We start from the raw sequence: 19,807 nt of genomic DNA, 5'->3' as shown, positions 1-19,807 counted from the left end.
AGTATTTATCTATAAACCTAAAGCTTCATTTATTAAATTAGCGATTTCTTCCACATTATCACTCTTTAAAAGAGAATCTTTAAAATCTTTATTTATTAATTTTCTTGAAAGAGACGATAATAATTTAAGGTGTATGTTTTCTTTACTTTTTCCTGGCATAAGCAAACTTATTGCCAACTTGACATTGTCCTCACCTTCATTCCAAACAACATTATCATTAAACTTTAGTACCACTACTGCTGGATTTTCAATTGCATCATTTTTAGTATGAGGTATTGCTATAGATTCTCCCAAATTTGTAGTAAATTGCTCTTCTCTAGCTACTAAGCCTTCGTATACTAGATTTTCATCTTCTGTTAAATTTAATTCTTTAGCTTTCTTAGCTATAAATTTTAAAACCTCAACCTTAGACTTAGCCTCAGTATTTAAAAATACATATTCTTTGTTAAATATGTTTGTTCCCATTGTTAATTTCCTCCTTAATTACCTATCAGTGCCATTAATTTATTAAAGTCACATATTTTAATAATTCCTCTTACTCCACCTTCATCTTTTATAAAATTGTAAAGGTATTTAAATATTGAAAAATTATGTTTTTCTTTAGTATTAAAAAATACCATAAATACTAGTTGAACTTCTTGCTTATCCCAAATTATTGGATTTTCAAGTATTCCAACTCCGATTATAGATTTTTTATCTCCCTTCACTATTGTGTGAGGTATAGCTACTAGATTTCCTATTTCAGTTGATGAAATATTTTCTCTATCTATTATACTTTTTATTGAGCTTTCTTCTATAAAGTCTCTTTCTTTTAACTTGTTTGAAAGCGAAAGTATAACTTCTTCTTTTGTATTTGCTTTTATACTGAAAAAAGCTCTTTCATCAAACATATTACTTATTATTTTTCTTCTTTCTTCCTTTTCATAAAAGGCTTTGTTTACGTTTTCAATTAAGCTATCATCAAATATATTTTCTATATATAAGACTGGCTTTTCATATCCTTTTAATTCAACTGTTGATACTACCAAATCAACATCTTGACCTATTGCCATATCAAGATATCTAAATGGATAAACACCTACAACATTTAAGTCACTTATATTCTGCTTTAATTTTTCAGAAAGAAGCTGACCTGTGCCTATACCATAATGACAAACTATACAAATTTTCTTACTTGTATTTTTTTTCATTCTTTCATTTGAAGCAGCAAAGTGAATAGCTATATATCCAAGTTCATCTTCATCTAATTTTAAATTAAATTCAGTTTCTAGCTTATTTGATAAAAACACAGCTAAGTTAAAAGCTATTGGAAATTTCTCTTTTATTTGATGAAGCAGAGGATTATTAGATTTTATATTAGCTTTTGCTCTATTTAAAAACCTCTTTATATGGTCAGATATCGCTATCATAAACTCTTCATCTTTTGTATAGTCACTTCCTGAAATAAGCAGTATATCTTGAAGAGCACTACTTATAACGCTACTTATTCTTTCTTCAATTTCACTTGCATTTTTTATTCCTTGTGCACCTCTATATGCTATTACACCAGAATAATTGGAAATATAAATTACTTCATCTTCAATAAGTTTAAATCCAACTTTATCAGATATTTCTTTCATAAGCTTTTCTATAAAACTGTAATTATGAAATCTATATCCTGTATCTATTAAATTTATATTTTTGCTATGACCTCTCTTACTTCTAAACACAGAAACTATTATTTTTGAAAGTAAAAGATTAAAGTCTTTATCTGAAATTATTGTTTCTTTTTCTCTTAAATGCTTTTCTAAAATACTTTCTATGCAATTTATATCGTTTTCACTGATATCATCCAAAAATACTTTGATTTTACTCTTCTCATCCAACTTTATTGCATAATCAGTAATCAACTGTCTTATATTAATTTCTTCACCATATATATAGCTTCCATAATAAGGTTTAGATTTTATAACTAAGTCATACTTTTCAAGTTTTCTTTTAAGCTTACTAGATAATTTATTTATGGCTGCTATACTTAGATTTAATTCTTCTGCCATTACTTCTATACTCATATAATTTCTGTTAATCAGCATACATATTATATTTGACATCCTTGCTTCTTCAGAATCATCCAAGAAACCATTTATATATTTATTTGCTTCTTTTACAGCTTTTGATATGTTGGTTTTAGAGCCACTTAGCTTATATCCTATACCTCTTGAAGAATCTATTTCTAAATCATACTTACTCAAAATACCATTTAAATCTGCTATATATCTTTTAATAGTTTTAGTAGATACATCTAATTTAATAGCTAGTTCATTTGATGTCATATATCCATCTTTATTGCTTAAACTTTTTACTATTACTGCATGTTTCTTAGTTATCATTGTATCACCTTCTCTTTGATTTCAATTATATATCAAATAAAATTTTAGTTGTATATATAATATGTCTATATAAGGGACATTTTGTATTTATATATTATTGCATAATGTAACTATTGCCTCCGCATAGATACCTATCGCAGTTATAAACCTATCTAAACTGGCAAATTCATTTGCACTATGAACATTTCCAAAACTACCATCAGGAAATTCACACCCAAATATTACTGAATTCTTCATTTCAGCTGCATAGCTTCCTGCACTGGTTACTCTAACAACACTTTTTGAGTCTCCAGAATACTTTACATATATCTCATGTAAACGTCTTACAAGTTTCGAATTCTCATCTATATAATTTGCTTGCTTTAAATTTTCCCCAATAAACTTAAATTTATTAATATTATTTATTTTTATATACAAATCAAATTTTTCTATTATTTCTTCAACTGTCAATACTTCAGGATACCTAACACTTAAAATTACTTCAAGCTTTCCTTCTTTTATATTTATTATTGTTGGAACCATTGAAAGAATTCCACATTTTCCTTCAACATTTAAGCCAAACAGTTTTCCATCTATATTATCTTTATTTATTAGCCTGTACAAATCTTTTGCCCAATCTTCATCAAGATTTTCTGCTAAAATTTTAATTGTATCTAATATGGGATTTATTGCTTTTTCAGGTTTAGATGAGTGTCCACCTTTCCCATTCACAATATACTTACCATCATTAAAACTTATTGAAACATTATTAAAATCAGAATTTATATAATCATTACTTAAATTTTCAATATTTTTGATATACACTTTGTCTGGAATTGTATTAAACTCTATTCCACCACTTATATCTAGATATTTATCATCTATATCCAGCATTAGCTTTATTATCGCTCCACCCTTTTCTCCATTTAATACAGGAAATTTAGCATCTGGAGTAAATCCATATACACCATGTGGCTCTTTGCTATAATAGTGCTTTATGCACTTAAATCCACTTTCTTCATTTCCTCCAGCAATTAATCTAACTTTTCTCTTTAAATCTATATTTAGACTTTTTATCATTTTTAATGCCAAAAAATTTGCTATCATAGGGCCCTTATTATCGGAAACACCCCTAGCAACTAATTTGTCACCCATAATATCTAGCTTAAATGGCTCACTATCCCATCCTTCTCCTGGATTTACAACATCACAATGCCCAAATATGTCTATATAATCTTTACCATCTCCATATTCAATATAAACAGCATGATTATCTATATTTTTAACAGTAAAATTATTTTCTCTACCTAAATTTTCAAACCACTTTAATGCATCATATACACCTTTTCCAAAAGGCATATCTTTAGATACAGTATTTTTATCATAAAAGGAAGGTATACTTACCCATTCCTCCAACAATTTCAAGAATTCTTTTTTATATTTTTGATTTTCTTCTTTAAATCTCTCCATGATTATCACTCCAATTTAAACCTTTATATTATATATCATAGTTTATCTTGTTTCATAAATCCTTATACTTTATGTCATTTCAAGGGACAAAACTTTTTTGCTATTGATTTTATAATCTATTTATATATAATTATTTGTAGGATAAATTTAATATCATAGGAGGAACAAGATTATGGAACCATTATTTTTAAAGCCTATTTTTATGGATAGAATATGGGGTGGTACTGCACTTAAAGATAAATTTAACTATGAGATAAAATCACCTACAACAGGTGAATGTTGGGCTATAAGTTCTCATAAAAATGGAGATTGTCTGATAGAAAATGGAGAATATAAAAATAAAAAGCTATCTGAATTATGGGAGAAAAATAGAGAATTGTTTGGTAATACACCTGGAGATAAATTCCCTTTGCTTACAAAAATACTCGATGCCAATGACAATTTATCGGTTCAAGTTCATCCAAATGATGAATATGCTCAAAAAAACGAAAATGGAGAATTGGGTAAAACAGAATGCTGGTATGTAATAGACTGTTCTGATGATGCAGAAATTATAATAGGTCACAATGCAAAATCTCGTGAAGAATTTATAGAAATGATAAATAATAACGAATGGGACAAACTGCTTAGAAAAGTTAATATAAAAAAAGGTGACTTTTTCTATGTTCCAAGCGGAACTATACATGCTATATGTAAGGGAACATTAATTTTAGAAACTCAACAAAACTCAGATACTACTTATAGAGTTTATGATTATGATAGAACTGATAACTTAGGAAATAAACGTGAACTTCATGTTCAAAAATCAATAGAAGTTACAAATGTTCCTCATACAAATTTTGATACTGATTATAAAATTGTATCAACACCAAACTTTAAATGTACAACATTTGTATCAAATGAATTTTTTAGTGTCTATAAATTAGATATTTTTGGAAAATGTGATTTTACTCACAATACACCTTTTTCTTTGTACAGTATCCTAGATGGAGTTGGTAAATTGATACACAATTCTATAGAGTATGATTTAAAGAAAGGTATGCATTTTATATTACCAAATAACTTTGGAAGTTTTGGATTTGAAGGTAATCTAGAAATCATATGTTCTCACATATAGATACAAAATACAATTAACATCAAAAAAAGCTAGACTATCATAAAAACTTATTTTTATGATAGCCTAGCTTTTTATAATGTACTCTATTAAATATAGAATATTTTATTTTACTTTTACAATTTAATAACTTTCTAATAATATATATCAGAAAATTCTATTTTTATTTTTTCTTGAAGATTGTATATTCTCTTATCTTCTGTATAATACTCATTACTAAAGCTTTTCATTGGCAGTGAGATTAAAAATTCTGTACCCTTATTAACTTCACTTATTACTTCTATATCTCCACCATGAAGACTTACTAGGTTCTTAACTATAGCAAGTCCTATTCCACTTCCTTCAGTATTTCTAGATAAAGTCTTGTCAACTTGTGAAAACTCTTCAAAAATCAACTCCAATTTATCTTGAGGTATACCAACACCAGTGTCTTTAACACTTATTATTACTTTATCAATTTTATAGTAGATGTTTACATATATCCATCCTCCATTATCAGTAAATTTAATACAGTTTGATAATAGATTTAGTATAATTCTCTCAATTTCAGCCTTGTCTACATAGACATTGATTTCTTCAAGCTCTGTATCAAATAGAATTCTTATATCTTTTCTGCTTGCATACTCTTCTATATTCATAAACAAATCTTCTATTACAGATACAATATTGTATTTTGCAAGTTTAAGTGTGTAAAATCCTGACTCCATCTTTGTCAAATCTATAATATTATTTATCAATCTTTGAAGTCTATAGGAACTTTGTCTAACTAAATCAACATGAGATTTAATATTATTATTATAGTCTTTTATTTTTTCACTTCTATAGAAAGAATCTACCAATTGATTTGAACTTGATATAACATTTAATGGTGTTTTTAACTCATGAGACATATTTGCAAAAAACTCAGTTTTTATTTTATCTGTTTTAAATCTTTCAAGTAATTCTTTTTCAGCTTGTTCAGAGTATTTTTTATGTGCTAAATCTTTTATAATAAGCATTATATATCTAGTGTTATATATCGAAAAAGGCAAGGCGCTTAATTCTACTTCTACTATATCATCATAATTATTTATTAATTCATATTCTAGTAAAAGTATACTCTTATTTTCATTTAAAACTTTAGTCATATTTTCAGTAAATTTCATTTTTTCTTCAGTATTTGCATTCATTAATATCTTAATATTAGAATCTTTTACATCATCTATACTTGTAAAAGATAGCATATCCAAAAATGATTTATTTGCATAATTTACACTTAAGTCTTCTCTTAACAAGCATATACCATCAGGTAGTATATCTATAAATCTTGAATAAGAGGATTGACTTTCTTCAAGTTTTATTTGAGATATCTTTCGAGAAGTTGTATCACGTATTACAATAATAGTTTTATAAGTTCCTTCATTATTATAATGAGAAAAACTCATCTCTACATATTTTACTTCACCCTCTATTACATACCTTTTTTCTATATTTTCTTCACTTTTACATATTGAGGAAAAATCGATGTTTTCTAATGTCTCTTTAAATATTTGTCTACATGCATTATTTACATATATTTTATTACTACCTTCAAGTACTACTATACCATCTCCAACACTTTCCAAAAAGTCTTCACTTCTCTTATTTGCTTCAATAACTTTTCGTTCGTATTCCTTTTTCTTAGTTTTGTCCTTTAATACACATAAGACTCCTTCTATTTGTGTAGCTATAATTAAAGGAGCAAATATAGCTTGGTAAACCTTATTGTCACTTGTATCAATAAATTTTTCTATATTTTTTTTATTGATAAATACATAATTAATGCTTTCTATTAAATCACTAAAATTTTTAACTTTATAACTTAATTTATCTTGTTCTTTATAATCTCCAAAAATATTTCTAAAACTTTTATTTGCATATGTAATTTCTCCATCCTTACTAAACACAACTATACTATTTACAGCAACATCTAAAGTAGATTGTAGTCGTAATTCTCTTTTTATAAGTATTTCTTTAAGTTCTTCTATTTTTTCTGTTTCATATATTAATTTTTTATTTTTTTCTTTCAAACTTTCCGTTTTTATTGTTAATTCTTCATTTGTATCATGTAATTCCAATGCTGTTTTCTTAATATTCTTAGATACTATATAATTATATAAATAATATAATGCTACATTTATTGTTATTTGTGATAACATACCTTCTATATGTATATTACCAATTACTATATGTAGTAAATTTGGAGCTCTTGATAAGATTGTTATTATTATTATTCTATTAAAAAACTTTTTCTCACTATATTCCCATTTATTTGCGTTTGAACTTGAGTTTAGTTCAATTCCACTCATAATAGAGACAATTATCATAAATATAGATGTAACAACCCCTAAAGTATAGTGTAATGTCCCTCTATCTAAAGAGTTACAAATTTCAGATATTATGAATAAAGATGATATTGTTAAAACTACAGTTACTACAAATAAAATTATGCTCGAATGAATTTGTTTATTATCCTTAACAAATTTAAAACTTAAATACACACCTAATATAGGAAATAAATCTGTCATTGCTGATATTGTAATGTTAATTCCAATTACAGCTTCTGCTCTAGTACCTAAACAATTAAATAAATATATACACTCCAATACTCCAGTTGCTGCAAATACTAATCCTAAAAATGTAGAAAATGAATCTACTTTAAATTTTGTAGTATTAAATATAATCATTCCTGTAGCTATTAAGAATGTAGCATATACAGCATGCAGTAAAATTTCATATTTATTTGTATCTTTTATAATAAATAACAAAAGCACTGAGCCCATTATTATAAATAAAAGGCTCATGTCTTCTCTTTCTTTTATATCTGGTTTCACAGCAGGTATTATATTCTTCAATACTTTACACTTCCTCTTAATTAATATTTTATACTAATTAATTTATACGATACTCGACATTATAATTCCTTCTTTATACCTCAAAGCAAAAACAGACATTTTCCGCTAAAACAAAATTCTTTTGTTTTCTACTCTTTTAGTTATTTTGTTTCTATCAAAGTTTTCTAATATAATCATACAGTTTTTTCTACTAGAATCTATCAAATCTCTGTATTCTCCTAGTGTTATTTCCTTATTTTCTTTTATATAATTTATTAAAGTATTCTTTGCATCTTCATAAATATCTTTATCCATTATATACAAATCATCCAATTTTTCTACCTTGTTACCTATCATTGACTCTAATACTTCAGCATAGTTATGATTTCCTTCAGAAACTTCATCTATTGTCAATATTGAAGAAACTCCACATGATTTTAGCTTTTTTTCTATTTTTTTTGCTATTTCTCTTTGTTTGTCATTTAAGATAACTTCAAAATCAAATAATGATATTATATTATTTTCTATTTTTATAATATTTTCTGTAGATAATTTTTCTAATAAGATATCCATTTCTCTAGTCTTAAAATTACTTTCTACCTTAGACCTTACTTCTTCTTTTAACATACCTTTTCTCAATCTATACTTCTTATGGTACTCACTTAAAAGATTTATTGTACTTTCCTTCAGTTTATTGTATTGATTTATATGCATGTACATGTTTCCAATAAGCAATACTTTATTTTCTGATATAAGTATCTCAATAGCTTTTTTTACATGCTCTTCATGAGCACCACTATAACTCATTATTTCTTTTAGATTTGGATAATTTTTTAGATTTCTCTTTAAGTATTCTTCTATTATATCTTTAAGTTCACCTTTTTCTTTTATTTTTAATCCCTCTATAACTTTTTCATCAAATCTCTTATGCTTTTTAGGAGATGGGTCAATTATCACACCTCCACCTATAGTTTCCATTGGAGAATAACGTCTGACAACAAAAGTATCACCCTTCTTAGATACTATACTTTCTTCAAGTCTTAATTGAACATATCCATTCTCTCCGTTTTCAATTAAATCTTTATCTAGTGGAACTGCTCTACAAAGTATTTCTCTAGTCCCATGATACAATCTCAATCTATCCCAATGCTTTATCCCTTTTTCTAGATGATTTACCAATGATAATTTCACATCTAACATCATTGATTCTTCTAATGAATTTGGAGCAGCCAAAACATCTCCTCTTTTTATATCATCTACCTTTACATTTGATATGTTGATTGCTGTTCTTTGTCCTGCATAAGCTGTATCTTTACTTTCCCCATGAACTTGTATACTTCTTATCTTTGTTTTTAATACTTGTGGATATATAACCAAGTCATCCTCTATACTTATCTTTCCTTCTATTAATGTACCTGTTATTACAGTACCAAATCCCTTTATAGAAAATACTCTATCTATATTAAGTCTTGCTGGAGAATTTTCGTTTTTATCTTCTATTGCCTCACTCATCTTATCTATTTTTTCAATAAGAGTATTTATTCCTTTTTTAGATACAGAATCAACTTCAATTATTTCTGCACTTTCAAGAAAAGTACCTTTTATTTTTTCACAAACATCCTCTTTTACTAGTTCTCTAAATTCTTCGTCTACAGTATCAGATTTAGTCAAAACTACTATTCCATTTTTTATATTTAAAAAACTTAAGATGTCTAAATGCTCAACTGTCTGTGGCATAACACCCTCATCTGCTGCTACAACAAGTAAAACTATATCAAGTCCTGATGCTCCAGCTAGCATGTTTTTTATAAATTTTTCATGTCCTGGTACATCTACGATACCAGCCCTTCTATTGTTTGGTAAATCAAAATAAGTAAACCCTAAATTTATTGATATACCTCTCTTTTTTTCTTCATCCAAGGTATCAGTTTCTCTTCCAGTCAATGCTTTTATAAGAGTTGTTTTTCCATGGTCTATATGACCTGCTGTTCCAATTACTACGTTTTTCATTTTTTGCCCCCTATCAAAGCTTCAATGCTTTTAATTTTCAATTAAAATTAATAGTATTACTATATCAAATTTAGTTAATTAAAGGCTTTTCTTAATTCCTCAACTACTACATCAAATTCATCATCAAATATAGTTCTTACATCTAAAACATATTTATTATCATATACTCTAGCTATTATATGAGCTTCACTGAGTCTTAATTTTTTTTCTAAAGATGATACATTCATATGCTCAGGAGTTATTGTTATTACCTTTGTGGCTATTGTTTCAAGTGGCATAGACCCTCCTCCTACCTGAGAGAATCCATCTTCTATGTTTATCTTAGCATCTAGACTTAAGGCAGTTATTTTTTCAAATAATTTATTTGCCTTTGCTTCTAATTCTTCAATGTTATATGTCAACATTTTTAAAGTAGGTATGTTTTCCACAGCCTTTGTTTCGTCTAGGTACATCCTTAAAGTTGCTTCAAGTGCACATATTGTAAGCTTATCGACTCTAAGAGCTCTAGTAAGTTGATTTTTCTTCATTTTTTCTATATACTCTTTTTTCCCAACTATAATACCTGCTTGTGGCCCACCAAGCATTTTATCTCCACTAAAAGTAACTACATCCGCACCTTGTCTTATAGAATCTAATACAGTTGGTTCATAAGATAATCCATATTTTGATAAATCTATAAATACTCCACTTCCTAGGTCTTCTATTACAGGTAACTTATATTTTTTACCCAAACTAACTAGTTCTTCGATAGATACACTCTCTGTAAATCCCATAATTCTATAGTTACTTGTATGAACTTTCATCAATACATTAGTTTCTTCTGTAATAGCTTCTTTATAATCTTTTAAGTGTGTCTTATTAGTTGAGCCTATTTCCACTAATTCTGCACCACTAAGAGCCATTATACTTGGAATTCGGAAAGAACCTCCTACTTCCACTAACTCTCCACGTGATACAATTGCTTCTCCTCCTTTTGCCATTGTACTAAGTACAAGAAGCACTGCTGCTGCATTATTATTTACAACTAGTACATCTTCTGCACCAGTAAGTCTTTTTATTGTATTAGTTAAATGAGAATATCTTGAGCCTCTTTCTCCATTATCCAAATCATATTCCAAGTTTGAATATCTTGAAGCAGCACACCATAATTCATCTTTTATATCTTCACTAAGTAAAGACCTCCCCAAATTTGTATGAATAACTGTACCAGTTGCATTTATAACTTTTTTTAATGATAATGAGTAATTTAATTTAACTCTCTCTATTGAAGATTCTATTATCTCATCAAATTCTATTGTTACAGAATTAGATGCATCCTCTTTTAATCTTAAAATAAATTGTCTCTTAAAATCTATCACTTCTCTTACAGATTCTAAAACTAAACTTCTAGGATATTCCTCTATTATTTCTACTATTCTATTATCACTTAATACTTCATCAACTGAAGGTAACATTGCAAATAATTCTCTTTTGCTCAAAATAATCACTCTTTCTCTACATATAATATTTTATAAAACTTTAATATATTTTTCCCCTTTTTTCACTACAGAACCTATGATTTTTGCTTCTATTGCTCCATTTAACTTCATATCTCTTACAAGTTCTTCTGCTAATTCTTCTTTTACAGAAATCAATAACCCTCCAGAAGTTTGTGGGTCATATAAAATATCTTGAACTGCAACTTCTACATCTCCTACAATTTCTACATCTTTTGATACATAATGCATGTTTTTATACATCCCAGCAGGTATGATTCCCATTTCTGCCATTTCTACAGCACCCTCGATAATTGGAACATGCTTTGAATCAATTTCAATACTCACTTCAGAAGCTTTAGCCATTTCTAAAGCATGCCCAAGTAAACCAAATCCAGTGATATCTGTAACTGAATTTACATCAATTTTATCAAAACTCATTGCTGCATATTTATTTAAATGTATCATTATTTCTACTACTTTGTCACATACATGTTGTTCTACCATACCTTCTTTCATGGCTGTATTTAATACACCCACACCAATTGGCTTTGTTATAACTAACTTGTCGCCAGGCTTTGCAGTAGCATTTGATAAAACTTTATTTGGATTTACAATTCCAGAAACTGAAAGACCATATTTAGGTTCTTGGTCATCTACAGTATGCCCTCCGACTAATAGTGCACCACTTTCTTTTACTTTATCAAATCCACCTTTTAATATTTCTGCAAGTACATCCATATCATGACATGATGGAAAACAAACAATATTCATTGCAACTAAAGGCTTTCCTCCCATAGCATATACATCTGATAGTGAATTTGATGCAGCAATTTGACCAAATACAAATGGGTCATCTACCATTGGTGTAAAGAAATCCAGTGTTTGAATAAGTGCCATATCATCATTTAACTTATACACAGCAGCATCATCTGCTGTATCTAATCCTACTAATAAATTTTCTATATTATCATTTTTAGGCAGTTGAGATAAAACTGATGCCAGAACCTCTGGCCCTATTTTAGCTGCTCATCCACCTGCTGTTGTCATCTCTGTAAGTTTTTTTTGTTCCTTCTTCATAAAAGTACCTCCTTTACTAAATTTCCGCATATACACACATATACATACATATTTATAATACCATATCTATAAGTGAGTTTTGTATTATATTTTTAGTCTATACAAATTAAATCTTTTAGATTTTCGTATTTTTTATCTCCTATCCCATTCACATTTTTTATATCTTCAATTGAATCAAATTGTCCATTTTCTTCTCTATGTTGTAAAATTTTATTAGCTGTAGCTTCTCCAACTCCAGGTAAAGCATCCAGTTCTTCTAATTTTGCTGTGTTTATATTTATTTTTGATTTATCAGATAGATTTTTATTATTTTTACTTTCAGATTCATTTTTAGGTTCATTTTCTAGACTTGGCTTATTAGAATCGCTGTTGCTTGTAACAGATATTGTTTCTCCTATTTTAGGTATTATGTAATGTTGTTCATCTTCTAACTTTAGTGATAAATTAATTCCATTTAAATCAGCTTCTTTTGTTGTTCCACCTAATAATTCTACAGCATCATAAAGTCTCTTATCTGATTCTATAGTTACAATCCCTGGTCTATTCACTGCTCCACTTATGTATATAGTTATTTTATTAATTTGAATATTTTTATCTATTTTCCCCTCATATTTATTATGCTTATTTACTTCATTTTTAACTATTTTGTCTACCTTATCTGTTTTTTTATTATGTGAATTATTTTTACTTACAACATAAATATCTTCTTTGAAGACATCTAACCGATTAATGATTATTGCTGACAATGTTAAAAAACATACCATAGAAAACAAAATAATTTTTACCTTTTTTTTCATATATTAATCACTCCTTCATTTTAATTATTGACAAAAATATGCTATACTAAAAGATGAATTTAAATTTTGGAGGCTCACAATGAAAAGAAATTTATCACTTTTATTAATCTGTTTCTTGATATTTGCTTCATTTTTAGGAAGTTCTAATATATCTTTTGCAGATGATGAACCAGCTATAGTTGCCAAACATGCCGTTTTAATGGACTATGAAACTGGAAAAATATTGTATAATAAATCTGGAGATTCTAAGCTTTATCCAGCTTCAACAACTAAGGCATGGACAGCTTGTTTAGTTCTGAAAAAGGTTAAGAATTTAAATCAAGTAATAGAAATTAAAAACCTACCTCAGATAGAGGGTTCTAGTATGTACTTGAAAGAAGGCGAAGCTTTCACTGTAAGACAATTATTAAACGCTCTTTTGATTCATTCTTCTAATGATGCTGCCTTTGTATTAGCTAGATATGTTGGTGAAGGAGATGTACAAAAATTTGTTGACCTTATGAATTCTGAGGCAAAAGATATTGGAGCTACTGGCACTCATTTTAACAATCCTCATGGATTACCAGACCCAAATCATTACACTACAGCTCATGATATGGCTCTTATGGCCAGAGAAGCTATGAATAATGATGTTTTTAGACAGATTGTAAAAACTAAGTCACTTAAGTTTGATGCTACAAAAGCATACCCTTATGAAAGATATTTTGTAAATACTAATAAATTTTTAACATCACATGATAAGATTACATATAAAGGTCAATCTATAGATATAAAATACGATATAGTTGATGGTATAAAAACAGGATATACTGATGCTGCTGGTAAATGTCTTTTATCTAGTGCAGTAAAAGATGGAAGAAGAGTCATTGCTGCTGTATTTAATTCAACTAATTACGATTTATATTTAGATTCACGCATCTTAATTGATTATGGATTTGATAACTTTAAATGCGCTACTATTGTTGATAAAGAAAAATATACTGATACTAAAAAAGTATTATTTACAAAACAACATGAATTAATTTATGAACCAAAATATAGTTATAAGATAACTTTAGGACAAAATGAGTCTCAAGGTGACTACAATACTAAAACTGAACTAGATAAAATTGATTTACCTGTAAAAAAAGGTACTAAGGTTGGTACTTTAAATATATATAATAGTGGTAAGCTAGAAAAGAGTATAGATTTAGTTGCAAAAAATAACCTTGATAGTAGTCTTCCATTTATAACTGAAAATAAAACTTTGATGCTTTCTATTAAAATTATTATGGCTATTTTAGTACTTCTAGTTATATTTATAATAGCTTCAAATATTAAAAAGAATAATAAAAGAAAGTCTAGAGGAAAAAGAAATATGAGAAAATAGCAATACCACTTATTTATAACACCCTTATCTGCTATAATTATAATGTTTTTTTAAAGAACAATTATCACATAGAAAAGGAGTTCTTAGGAATCCCTTTTCTTTTTTATACAAAAAAGGAGATACCCAAATTTTTATTTTGAGACCTCCCATATAATTACAATTAATCATAATCTTAAGCAAATCTAATTTTTAAATTTTTCTTTTTATAAAATATCATTTTTTTAATTATCTATACTGTATAAAACAACAACCTATATATCAAATTGAAATGTAAAGTTATCAATTAATCTAGTTTTTCCTATGAAAACAGCACTTGCTACAAGTACAGAATTTTCTATATGTTCAACAGGTTGTAATGTCTCACTATCTACAATTTCAACATAATCTATTTTCGTTGAATCTTCAGAATTTATTTTAGATGTTATTAATTCTTTTATTTTTTTTACATCTAGATTTCCTTTTGCCAGTTCTTCTTTTGCCAAGCTTAGGCTTTCATTTAAAACTAAAGCAGTTTTTCTTTCTTCTTTTGAAAGATATGTATTTCTTGAGCTTTTTGCTAAACCATCTTTTTCACGAATTATAGGGCATCCTATTATTTTTGTGTCTATATTCAAATCTTTGACCATCCTTTTAATTACTGCTAATTGTTGAGCATCTTTCTCTCCAAAATAAGCTTTATCAGGAGTTACTATATTCAGAAGTTTTGAAACAACTAGGCATACACCACCAAAATGAACAGGTCTTTTAGAACCACAAAGAAAATCTGTAAGTCCAGACACATCTATGGTAGTACAATTGCCTTTCAAATACATTTCTTCTGATGATGGGTTAAAGACTACTGATGCACCACTATCTATACAGCATTTAAAATCTTTTTCTATATCTCTCGGATAACTGTTAAAATCTTCATTTGGTCCAAACTGAGTTGGATTTACAAATACACTTACTACTACCTTATCATTTTCTTTTACAGCTTTTTTAATAAGGCTTTGATGTCCTTCATGTAAAAATCCCATAGTAGGAACAAGTCCTATAGAATAGCCAGTTTTTTTCCAATCTTTAATTATATTTCTTAGTGATTTTATTTCTTTTACAAGCATTTTGTACCATCCTTAATCTTAGTATAATTTTTCTAATTCAGATTCATTTATTGAAAAGCTATGTTTTTCTTGTGGAAATACGCCAGTTTCAACTTCTAGTATGTAATTTTTAATTGAATCTTTCATTATATCTCCTATATTTGCGTATTGCTTTACAAATTTAGGTACAAAATCTCCAAACATCCCCAACATATCTTGATAAACTAAAATTTGACCATCACAATTAATTCCTGCTCCTATCCCTATTGTGGGAATTGAAATAGAATTAGTCACCTTCTCAGCTATTTTAGCAGGAACTCCTTCAAGGACAATAGAAAATGCTCCTGCTTTTTCTATTAATTTAGCATCTTCAATAAGTTGTTTTGCTGTTTCACTAGTATTTCCTTGAACCTTAAATCCACCAAATGAATTTACAGATTGAGGTGTTAGTCCTAAATGGCCCATTACAGGTATTTGAGCATTTACAATGTTTTTTATTTGTTCTATAACGTTTGAGCCACCTTCTAATTTTACAGCATGTGCCCCACCTTCTTTTACAAGTCTGCCAGCATTTTTAACAGCCTCTTCTGTAGAAACATGGTAAGATAGAAATGGCATATCACTTACAATTAAGGCATTTTTGGCACCATTTTTTACAGCTTTTGTATGATATATAATTTCATCTATAGTAACAGATAGAGTGTTTTCTTCACCTTTTACGACCATTCCTAATGAATCTCCTATTAAAATACCATTTATATTACATTCATCCATTATTTTTGCTATTGAGTAATCATAAGCAGTAAGCATAGATAGCTTCCTTCCATCACTTTTAGCATTTTTAAAAGTCAGTATAGTATTTTTCATTGTTTTTTCCTCCTAAAATTTTGTAAATCTCTTTATATTTTTCAGATTTACTCATTAAATCTTCGACTGCATTTTCTATAGAAATATTTTTTGTACATTTTAATGAATCTTCATTTTCCAAGGCTATTATTTTTAGTAGATTTAAGGAGAGTATTTTGTAAATATCTTCATCTTTTTTATCTAATGCTGATAAATGTTTTTTTATTGGTGTTATATCACCACGAACAACAGGTCCAGTAAGGGATTTAGTAAATCCATTATCAAGTATATTTTCTATATTTATTTTGACCAAAGGATTTATAGCTTTTAAAGCTTCTTCTTCAGATAGACCCAATTTAATAAAGTAACTTACTCCTACATATAGTAAAGATAACACTAAATTTGAAACTAAAACATTGGCCACATGATAAGTGGATGAAGTATTTTTATCTCTTATGAAAAACCGATTTCCTAAGCTATTTATAAAATTTTGAATAAATAAATCATCTTTTTCATTATCACCTTCTATGGAAAAACAAATGTCTTTCATTTTTTTAATATCAGTATTTTTATTGGAAAATGCAAATATAGGATGGACAGAATAAATTAATGCACCTGCTTTTTTTGAACAGAACAATATACTAGATTTTAAAGAGCCACTTGTGTGGCAAATGTATTTATGTTTTAAATTAAATTTGGAAAGTTTTTTGTCTATGATTTCAATAGAATCATCTGATGTTGTAATAAATAATATATCATTTTCATAAATAATGTCTTTCAAGTTACTATAAATCTTTGTTTTTGTTAAATCTGTTGATTCTAATAAAGATAATTGATTTCTTCCATAAAAGCCCGTTACACAATAATCTTTTGACAAAAAATAATTTGCTAAAGATGTCCCAACTTTTCCAGAACCAATAAATCCTATTTTAATAGTATCACCTCCAACTTGTGATACAACATCTTAATTTCCAATCTCATTCATGAAGATATGAGTTATATAAGACAAAATAATTAAAAACATTTAAAGTATAGTTCTTATAACAAGATACCATCCATGAATATTCTACCATTTAAATAAAAAGTTGACAATTAATTCTACAAAAATTAAGTTAATATGTTTTTATTTATGTTTTCTTATTTTACTAAAAATGCACTTAACTTAAAAATAATTAAAATAATATTTTTCAATAATCTCTTTAACATTTTATTTTTGTTAAAAAATAAAAATGTGCTCCTTCCTTGTATATTGTGATATCTTTACTACCACAACTTTTTGGAAGAATGCACACTTTATTTCACACACTCAACACATATTGAATATGTATTCTCAAACTTATTAAATTATATATTTATGTATTTTTCTGTTTTTGCTTATCGTTAAGTTTACATTTTGAACAGTTTCCTAGACATTCATCAACCATATCTAGACATTCATTAAATGCTACCTTACTACTATTTTTATGTCTTACAATTAGTATATCCTGTTTTTTAGCCTGAGACTCAACTGTTCTAGACATCTTATGTGAAACTGTTGATGTAAGTATAACAACAGCATCAGGTTTTCCTATAGAGTTATTTAATTTAGATGACATAGTAGTATATACTTTTGTTTTATAACCTTTTTTCTTGGCCATAACCATATAATCTTTTTCCATTCTTTCATGGCCACCAATCACTAATAAGTTCATTAGACTGCCTCCCGCCTTATTTGATATTGATTTTCATTATTATTTATACTATATATAATAATATCTAAAAATAATTTTGTCAATACTTATTGATATTAATTATCATTTTAATAATAGAAGGTTTTATTTTTAGTAACTTTTTAGTGTTAATAAATTTAAATTTATTGGCTCTAAAAGTTATTGATATTGCATTATAAATAATGTTTTATATAATAAAAAGCTGTAAGTTTTAATGATACCACTCATTAAAATTCACAGCTTTTAAAACTTAATATCCTATATTATTTTAAATTCTTTTTTATTCCTTTGTTTAATATACTTTCATAGTTAATAAAGTCATAAATATCTTCCTTAAATTCATCTGAAAACTTATGTAATTCTTCTAGTGTCAAATCTTCTATTGCTTTTTTATTATCTTCACAATATATCACAATACTTCCAACAATTCCATGTGCATCTCTAAAGGCAACATTATTTTTAACTAGATAGTCAGCAACTTCTGTAGCATTTAAAAACCCATTTTTAACTGCTTGTTTCATTTTATCTTCATTTACCTTTAATGTAGCTATCATTCTCTCCATTATTTGTATACACATTTCAAGAGTGTGTACACTATCAAAGAAGCCTTCCTTATCTTCTTGCATATCTTTATTGTAAGCTAGTGGTATACCTTTCATCACTGTAAAAAGACCAAATAAATTTCCATATACTCTACCAGTCTTACCTCTTATAAGTTCTGCACCATCAGGATTTTTCTTTTGAGGCATTATACTACTTCCAGTAGTATATAAATCATCTATTTCAACAAACCCAAATTCTTGAGAACTCCAAAGTATCAATTCTTCACTAAGTCTACTTAAATGCATCATTATAATTGAAAAATCACTCATTAGTTCCAATAAATAGTCTCTATCACTTACACCATCCATAAAATTATCTACAACTTTTTTAAATCCTAATTGCTCACAAGTTATATTTCTATCTATATCATGTGTAGTTCCTGCCAAAGCTCCACAACCTAAAGGTGATTCATCTAATATTTCTATAGCATTTTTTATTCTTTTCTCATCTCTATCAAACATACTATAATATGCCATCAAATGATGTTTAAAAGTTACCACTTGCGCTCTTTGAAGATGAGTATATCCTGGCATCATTACTGAATTTTTATCAGCAACATCTTTTATAGTTTCTTTAAATCCAGATATTAACCCCACTAAATCACTTGCCTTTTCTTTGGCATATAATCTCATATCAACTGCAACTTGGTCATTTCTACTACGAGCTGTATGAAGTTTCTTCCCAACATCACCTATTCTTTGAATCAAGTTTATCTCAGTAAAACTATGTATATCTTCATAATCTCCATCTAATGCCAATTTCCCATTTTCAATATCTTCAAGTATTCCATTTAGACCTTCTGTTATAGCTTTTCCCTCTTCATCTGTTAAAAGCCCACATTTTACTTGCATATAGACATGTGCTATACTTCCTTCGATATCTTTTTTGTATAGTATACAGTCATACCCAAAAGATTTATTAAATTCTTCCATAAGTTGATTTTCAGCTTTTCTAAAGCGTCCACCCCATAATTTCATATTTTTCACCTCATATTTTAATTTTTTATATTTTAATTATAATATTTTTACTTTAGCTAAAAATAAAAAATCTCTTGG

The 19,807-nt window shown here is 27.6% G+C and carries 15 protein-coding genes; 2 read left to right on the top strand and 13 right to left on the bottom strand.

Going from position 1 to position 19,807, the window contains the following annotated elements; translation table 11 throughout:
* Nucleotides 1-9 precede the first annotated feature (9 nt).
* From IR151_RS01080 to IR151_RS01070, 3 genes are all read right to left on the bottom strand, one after another.
* Nucleotides 10-465, bottom strand: coding sequence for a PTS sugar transporter subunit IIA (locus IR151_RS01080; protein ID WP_227432545.1), 456 nt, complete (start codon nucleotides 463-465; stop codon nucleotides 10-12).
* A 14-nt stretch (nucleotides 466-479) separates the two neighbouring features.
* Nucleotides 480-2,369, bottom strand: coding sequence for a BglG family transcription antiterminator (locus IR151_RS01075; RefSeq protein WP_227432544.1), 1,890 nt, complete (start codon nucleotides 2,367-2,369; stop codon nucleotides 480-482).
* Between the two features lie 87 nt (nucleotides 2,370-2,456).
* Entirely contained in the window at nucleotides 2,457-3,818 is a 1,362-nt protein-coding gene (locus IR151_RS01070; RefSeq protein WP_227432543.1) for a Sapep family Mn(2+)-dependent dipeptidase, read from the bottom strand.
* A gap of 172 nt (nucleotides 3,819-3,990) precedes the next feature.
* Between IR151_RS01070 and manA the strand changes: the two genes are divergently transcribed.
* Nucleotides 3,991-4,935 carry a mannose-6-phosphate isomerase, class I gene (gene manA / locus IR151_RS01065; RefSeq protein ID WP_227432542.1) on the top strand — a complete coding sequence of 315 codons (945 nt, stop codon included), beginning with the start codon at nucleotides 3,991-3,993 and terminating at the stop codon, nucleotides 4,933-4,935.
* A gap of 131 nt (nucleotides 4,936-5,066) precedes the next feature.
* On the opposite strand, the gene IR151_RS01060 is transcribed toward manA, so the two are convergent.
* From IR151_RS01060 to IR151_RS01040, 5 genes are all read right to left on the bottom strand, one after another.
* Nucleotides 5,067-7,805 carry a PAS domain-containing sensor histidine kinase gene (locus IR151_RS01060; RefSeq protein ID WP_227432541.1) on the bottom strand — a complete coding sequence of 913 codons (2,739 nt, stop codon included), beginning with the start codon at nucleotides 7,803-7,805 and terminating at the stop codon, nucleotides 5,067-5,069.
* A gap of 105 nt (nucleotides 7,806-7,910) precedes the next feature.
* Nucleotides 7,911-9,794 carry a selenocysteine-specific translation elongation factor gene (selB, locus tag IR151_RS01055; RefSeq protein WP_227432540.1) on the bottom strand — a complete coding sequence of 628 codons (1,884 nt, stop codon included), beginning with the start codon at nucleotides 9,792-9,794 and terminating at the stop codon, nucleotides 7,911-7,913.
* A 74-nt stretch (nucleotides 9,795-9,868) separates the two neighbouring features.
* Entirely contained in the window at nucleotides 9,869-11,248 is a 1,380-nt protein-coding gene (gene selA / locus IR151_RS01050; RefSeq protein WP_227432753.1) for an L-seryl-tRNA(Sec) selenium transferase, read from the bottom strand.
* Nucleotides 11,249-11,302: 54 nt separating this feature from the next.
* Nucleotides 11,303-12,349, bottom strand: coding sequence for a selenide, water dikinase SelD (gene selD, locus IR151_RS01045; RefSeq protein WP_227432539.1), 1,047 nt, complete (start codon nucleotides 12,347-12,349; stop codon nucleotides 11,303-11,305).
* 92 nt (nucleotides 12,350-12,441) lie between these two features.
* Nucleotides 12,442-13,146 carry a DUF655 domain-containing protein gene (locus tag IR151_RS01040; RefSeq protein ID WP_227432538.1) on the bottom strand — a complete coding sequence of 235 codons (705 nt, stop codon included), beginning with the start codon at nucleotides 13,144-13,146 and terminating at the stop codon, nucleotides 12,442-12,444.
* Nucleotides 13,147-13,225: 79 nt separating this feature from the next.
* Between IR151_RS01040 and IR151_RS01035 the strand changes: the two genes are divergently transcribed.
* Nucleotides 13,226-14,515: a D-alanyl-D-alanine carboxypeptidase family protein gene (locus IR151_RS01035; RefSeq protein ID WP_227432537.1), complete on the top strand. Its 1,290-nt coding sequence runs from the start codon at nucleotides 13,226-13,228 to the stop codon at nucleotides 14,513-14,515.
* Nucleotides 14,516-14,766: 251 nt separating this feature from the next.
* Here the strand turns inward: IR151_RS01035 and panC are convergent, their stop codons facing one another.
* The 5 genes from panC to argH form a co-directional block, all read right to left on the bottom strand.
* Nucleotides 14,767-15,615, bottom strand: a complete 849-nt coding sequence (gene panC / locus IR151_RS01030) for a pantoate--beta-alanine ligase (RefSeq protein ID WP_227432536.1) — start codon at nucleotides 15,613-15,615, stop codon at nucleotides 14,767-14,769.
* 18 nt (nucleotides 15,616-15,633) lie between these two features.
* Nucleotides 15,634-16,461, bottom strand: a complete 828-nt coding sequence (gene panB, locus IR151_RS01025) for a 3-methyl-2-oxobutanoate hydroxymethyltransferase (RefSeq protein WP_227432535.1) — start codon at nucleotides 16,459-16,461, stop codon at nucleotides 15,634-15,636.
* Nucleotides 16,436-17,374, bottom strand: a complete 939-nt coding sequence (locus tag IR151_RS01020; RefSeq protein ID WP_227482912.1) for a DUF2520 domain-containing protein — start codon at nucleotides 17,372-17,374, stop codon at nucleotides 16,436-16,438. The genes panB and IR151_RS01020 overlap by 26 nt, the downstream gene beginning before the upstream one ends.
* A 418-nt stretch (nucleotides 17,375-17,792) precedes the next feature.
* On the bottom strand, nucleotides 17,793-18,131 hold the full coding sequence (locus IR151_RS01015) for a DUF2325 domain-containing protein (RefSeq protein ID WP_021385441.1): 339 nt from the start codon (nucleotides 18,129-18,131) through the stop codon (nucleotides 17,793-17,795).
* 281 nt (nucleotides 18,132-18,412) lie between these two features.
* Nucleotides 18,413-19,729 (bottom strand): argininosuccinate lyase, encoded by a 1,317-nt coding sequence (argH, locus tag IR151_RS01010; protein WP_227432534.1) that lies wholly within the window; start codon nucleotides 19,727-19,729, stop codon nucleotides 18,413-18,415.
* Nucleotides 19,730-19,807: the final 78 nt, after the last annotated feature.

The organism is Clostridioides sp. ES-S-0006-03 (genome assembly GCF_020662275.1).
Classification (GTDB): Bacteria; Bacillota; Clostridia; order Peptostreptococcales; family Peptostreptococcaceae; genus Clostridioides.
This window is presented reverse-complemented; position numbering and strand designations above follow the sequence as displayed.

Coding starts and splice junctions, on each gene's coding strand:
- IR151_RS01070 (WP_227432543.1), bottom strand. CDS start 3,818: ATGGAGAGATTTAAAGAAGAAAATCAAAAATATAAAAAAGAATTCTTG.
- manA (WP_227432542.1), top strand. CDS start 3,991: ATGGAACCATTATTTTTAAAGCCTATTTTTATGGATAGAATATGGGGT.
- selA (WP_227432753.1), bottom strand. CDS start 11,248: ATGTTACCTTCAGTTGATGAAGTATTAAGTGATAATAGAATAGTAGAA.
- IR151_RS01075 (WP_227432544.1), bottom strand. CDS start 2,369: ATGATAACTAAGAAACATGCAGTAATAGTAAAAAGTTTAAGCAATAAA.
- IR151_RS01015 (WP_021385441.1), bottom strand. CDS start 18,131: ATGAACTTATTAGTGATTGGTGGCCATGAAAGAATGGAAAAAGATTAT.
- panB (WP_227432535.1), bottom strand. CDS start 16,461: ATGAAAAATACTATACTGACTTTTAAAAATGCTAAAAGTGATGGAAGG.
- IR151_RS01035 (WP_227432537.1), top strand. CDS start 13,226: ATGAAAAGAAATTTATCACTTTTATTAATCTGTTTCTTGATATTTGCT.
- argH (WP_227432534.1), bottom strand. CDS start 19,729: ATGAAATTATGGGGTGGACGCTTTAGAAAAGCTGAAAATCAACTTATG.
- IR151_RS01080 (WP_227432545.1), bottom strand. CDS start 465: ATGGGAACAAACATATTTAACAAAGAATATGTATTTTTAAATACTGAG.
- selB (WP_227432540.1), bottom strand. CDS start 9,794: ATGAAAAACGTAGTAATTGGAACAGCAGGTCATATAGACCATGGAAAA.
- IR151_RS01040 (WP_227432538.1), bottom strand. CDS start 13,146: ATGAAAAAAAAGGTAAAAATTATTTTGTTTTCTATGGTATGTTTTTTA.
- panC (WP_227432536.1), bottom strand. CDS start 15,615: ATGCTTGTAAAAGAAATAAAATCACTAAGAAATATAATTAAAGATTGG.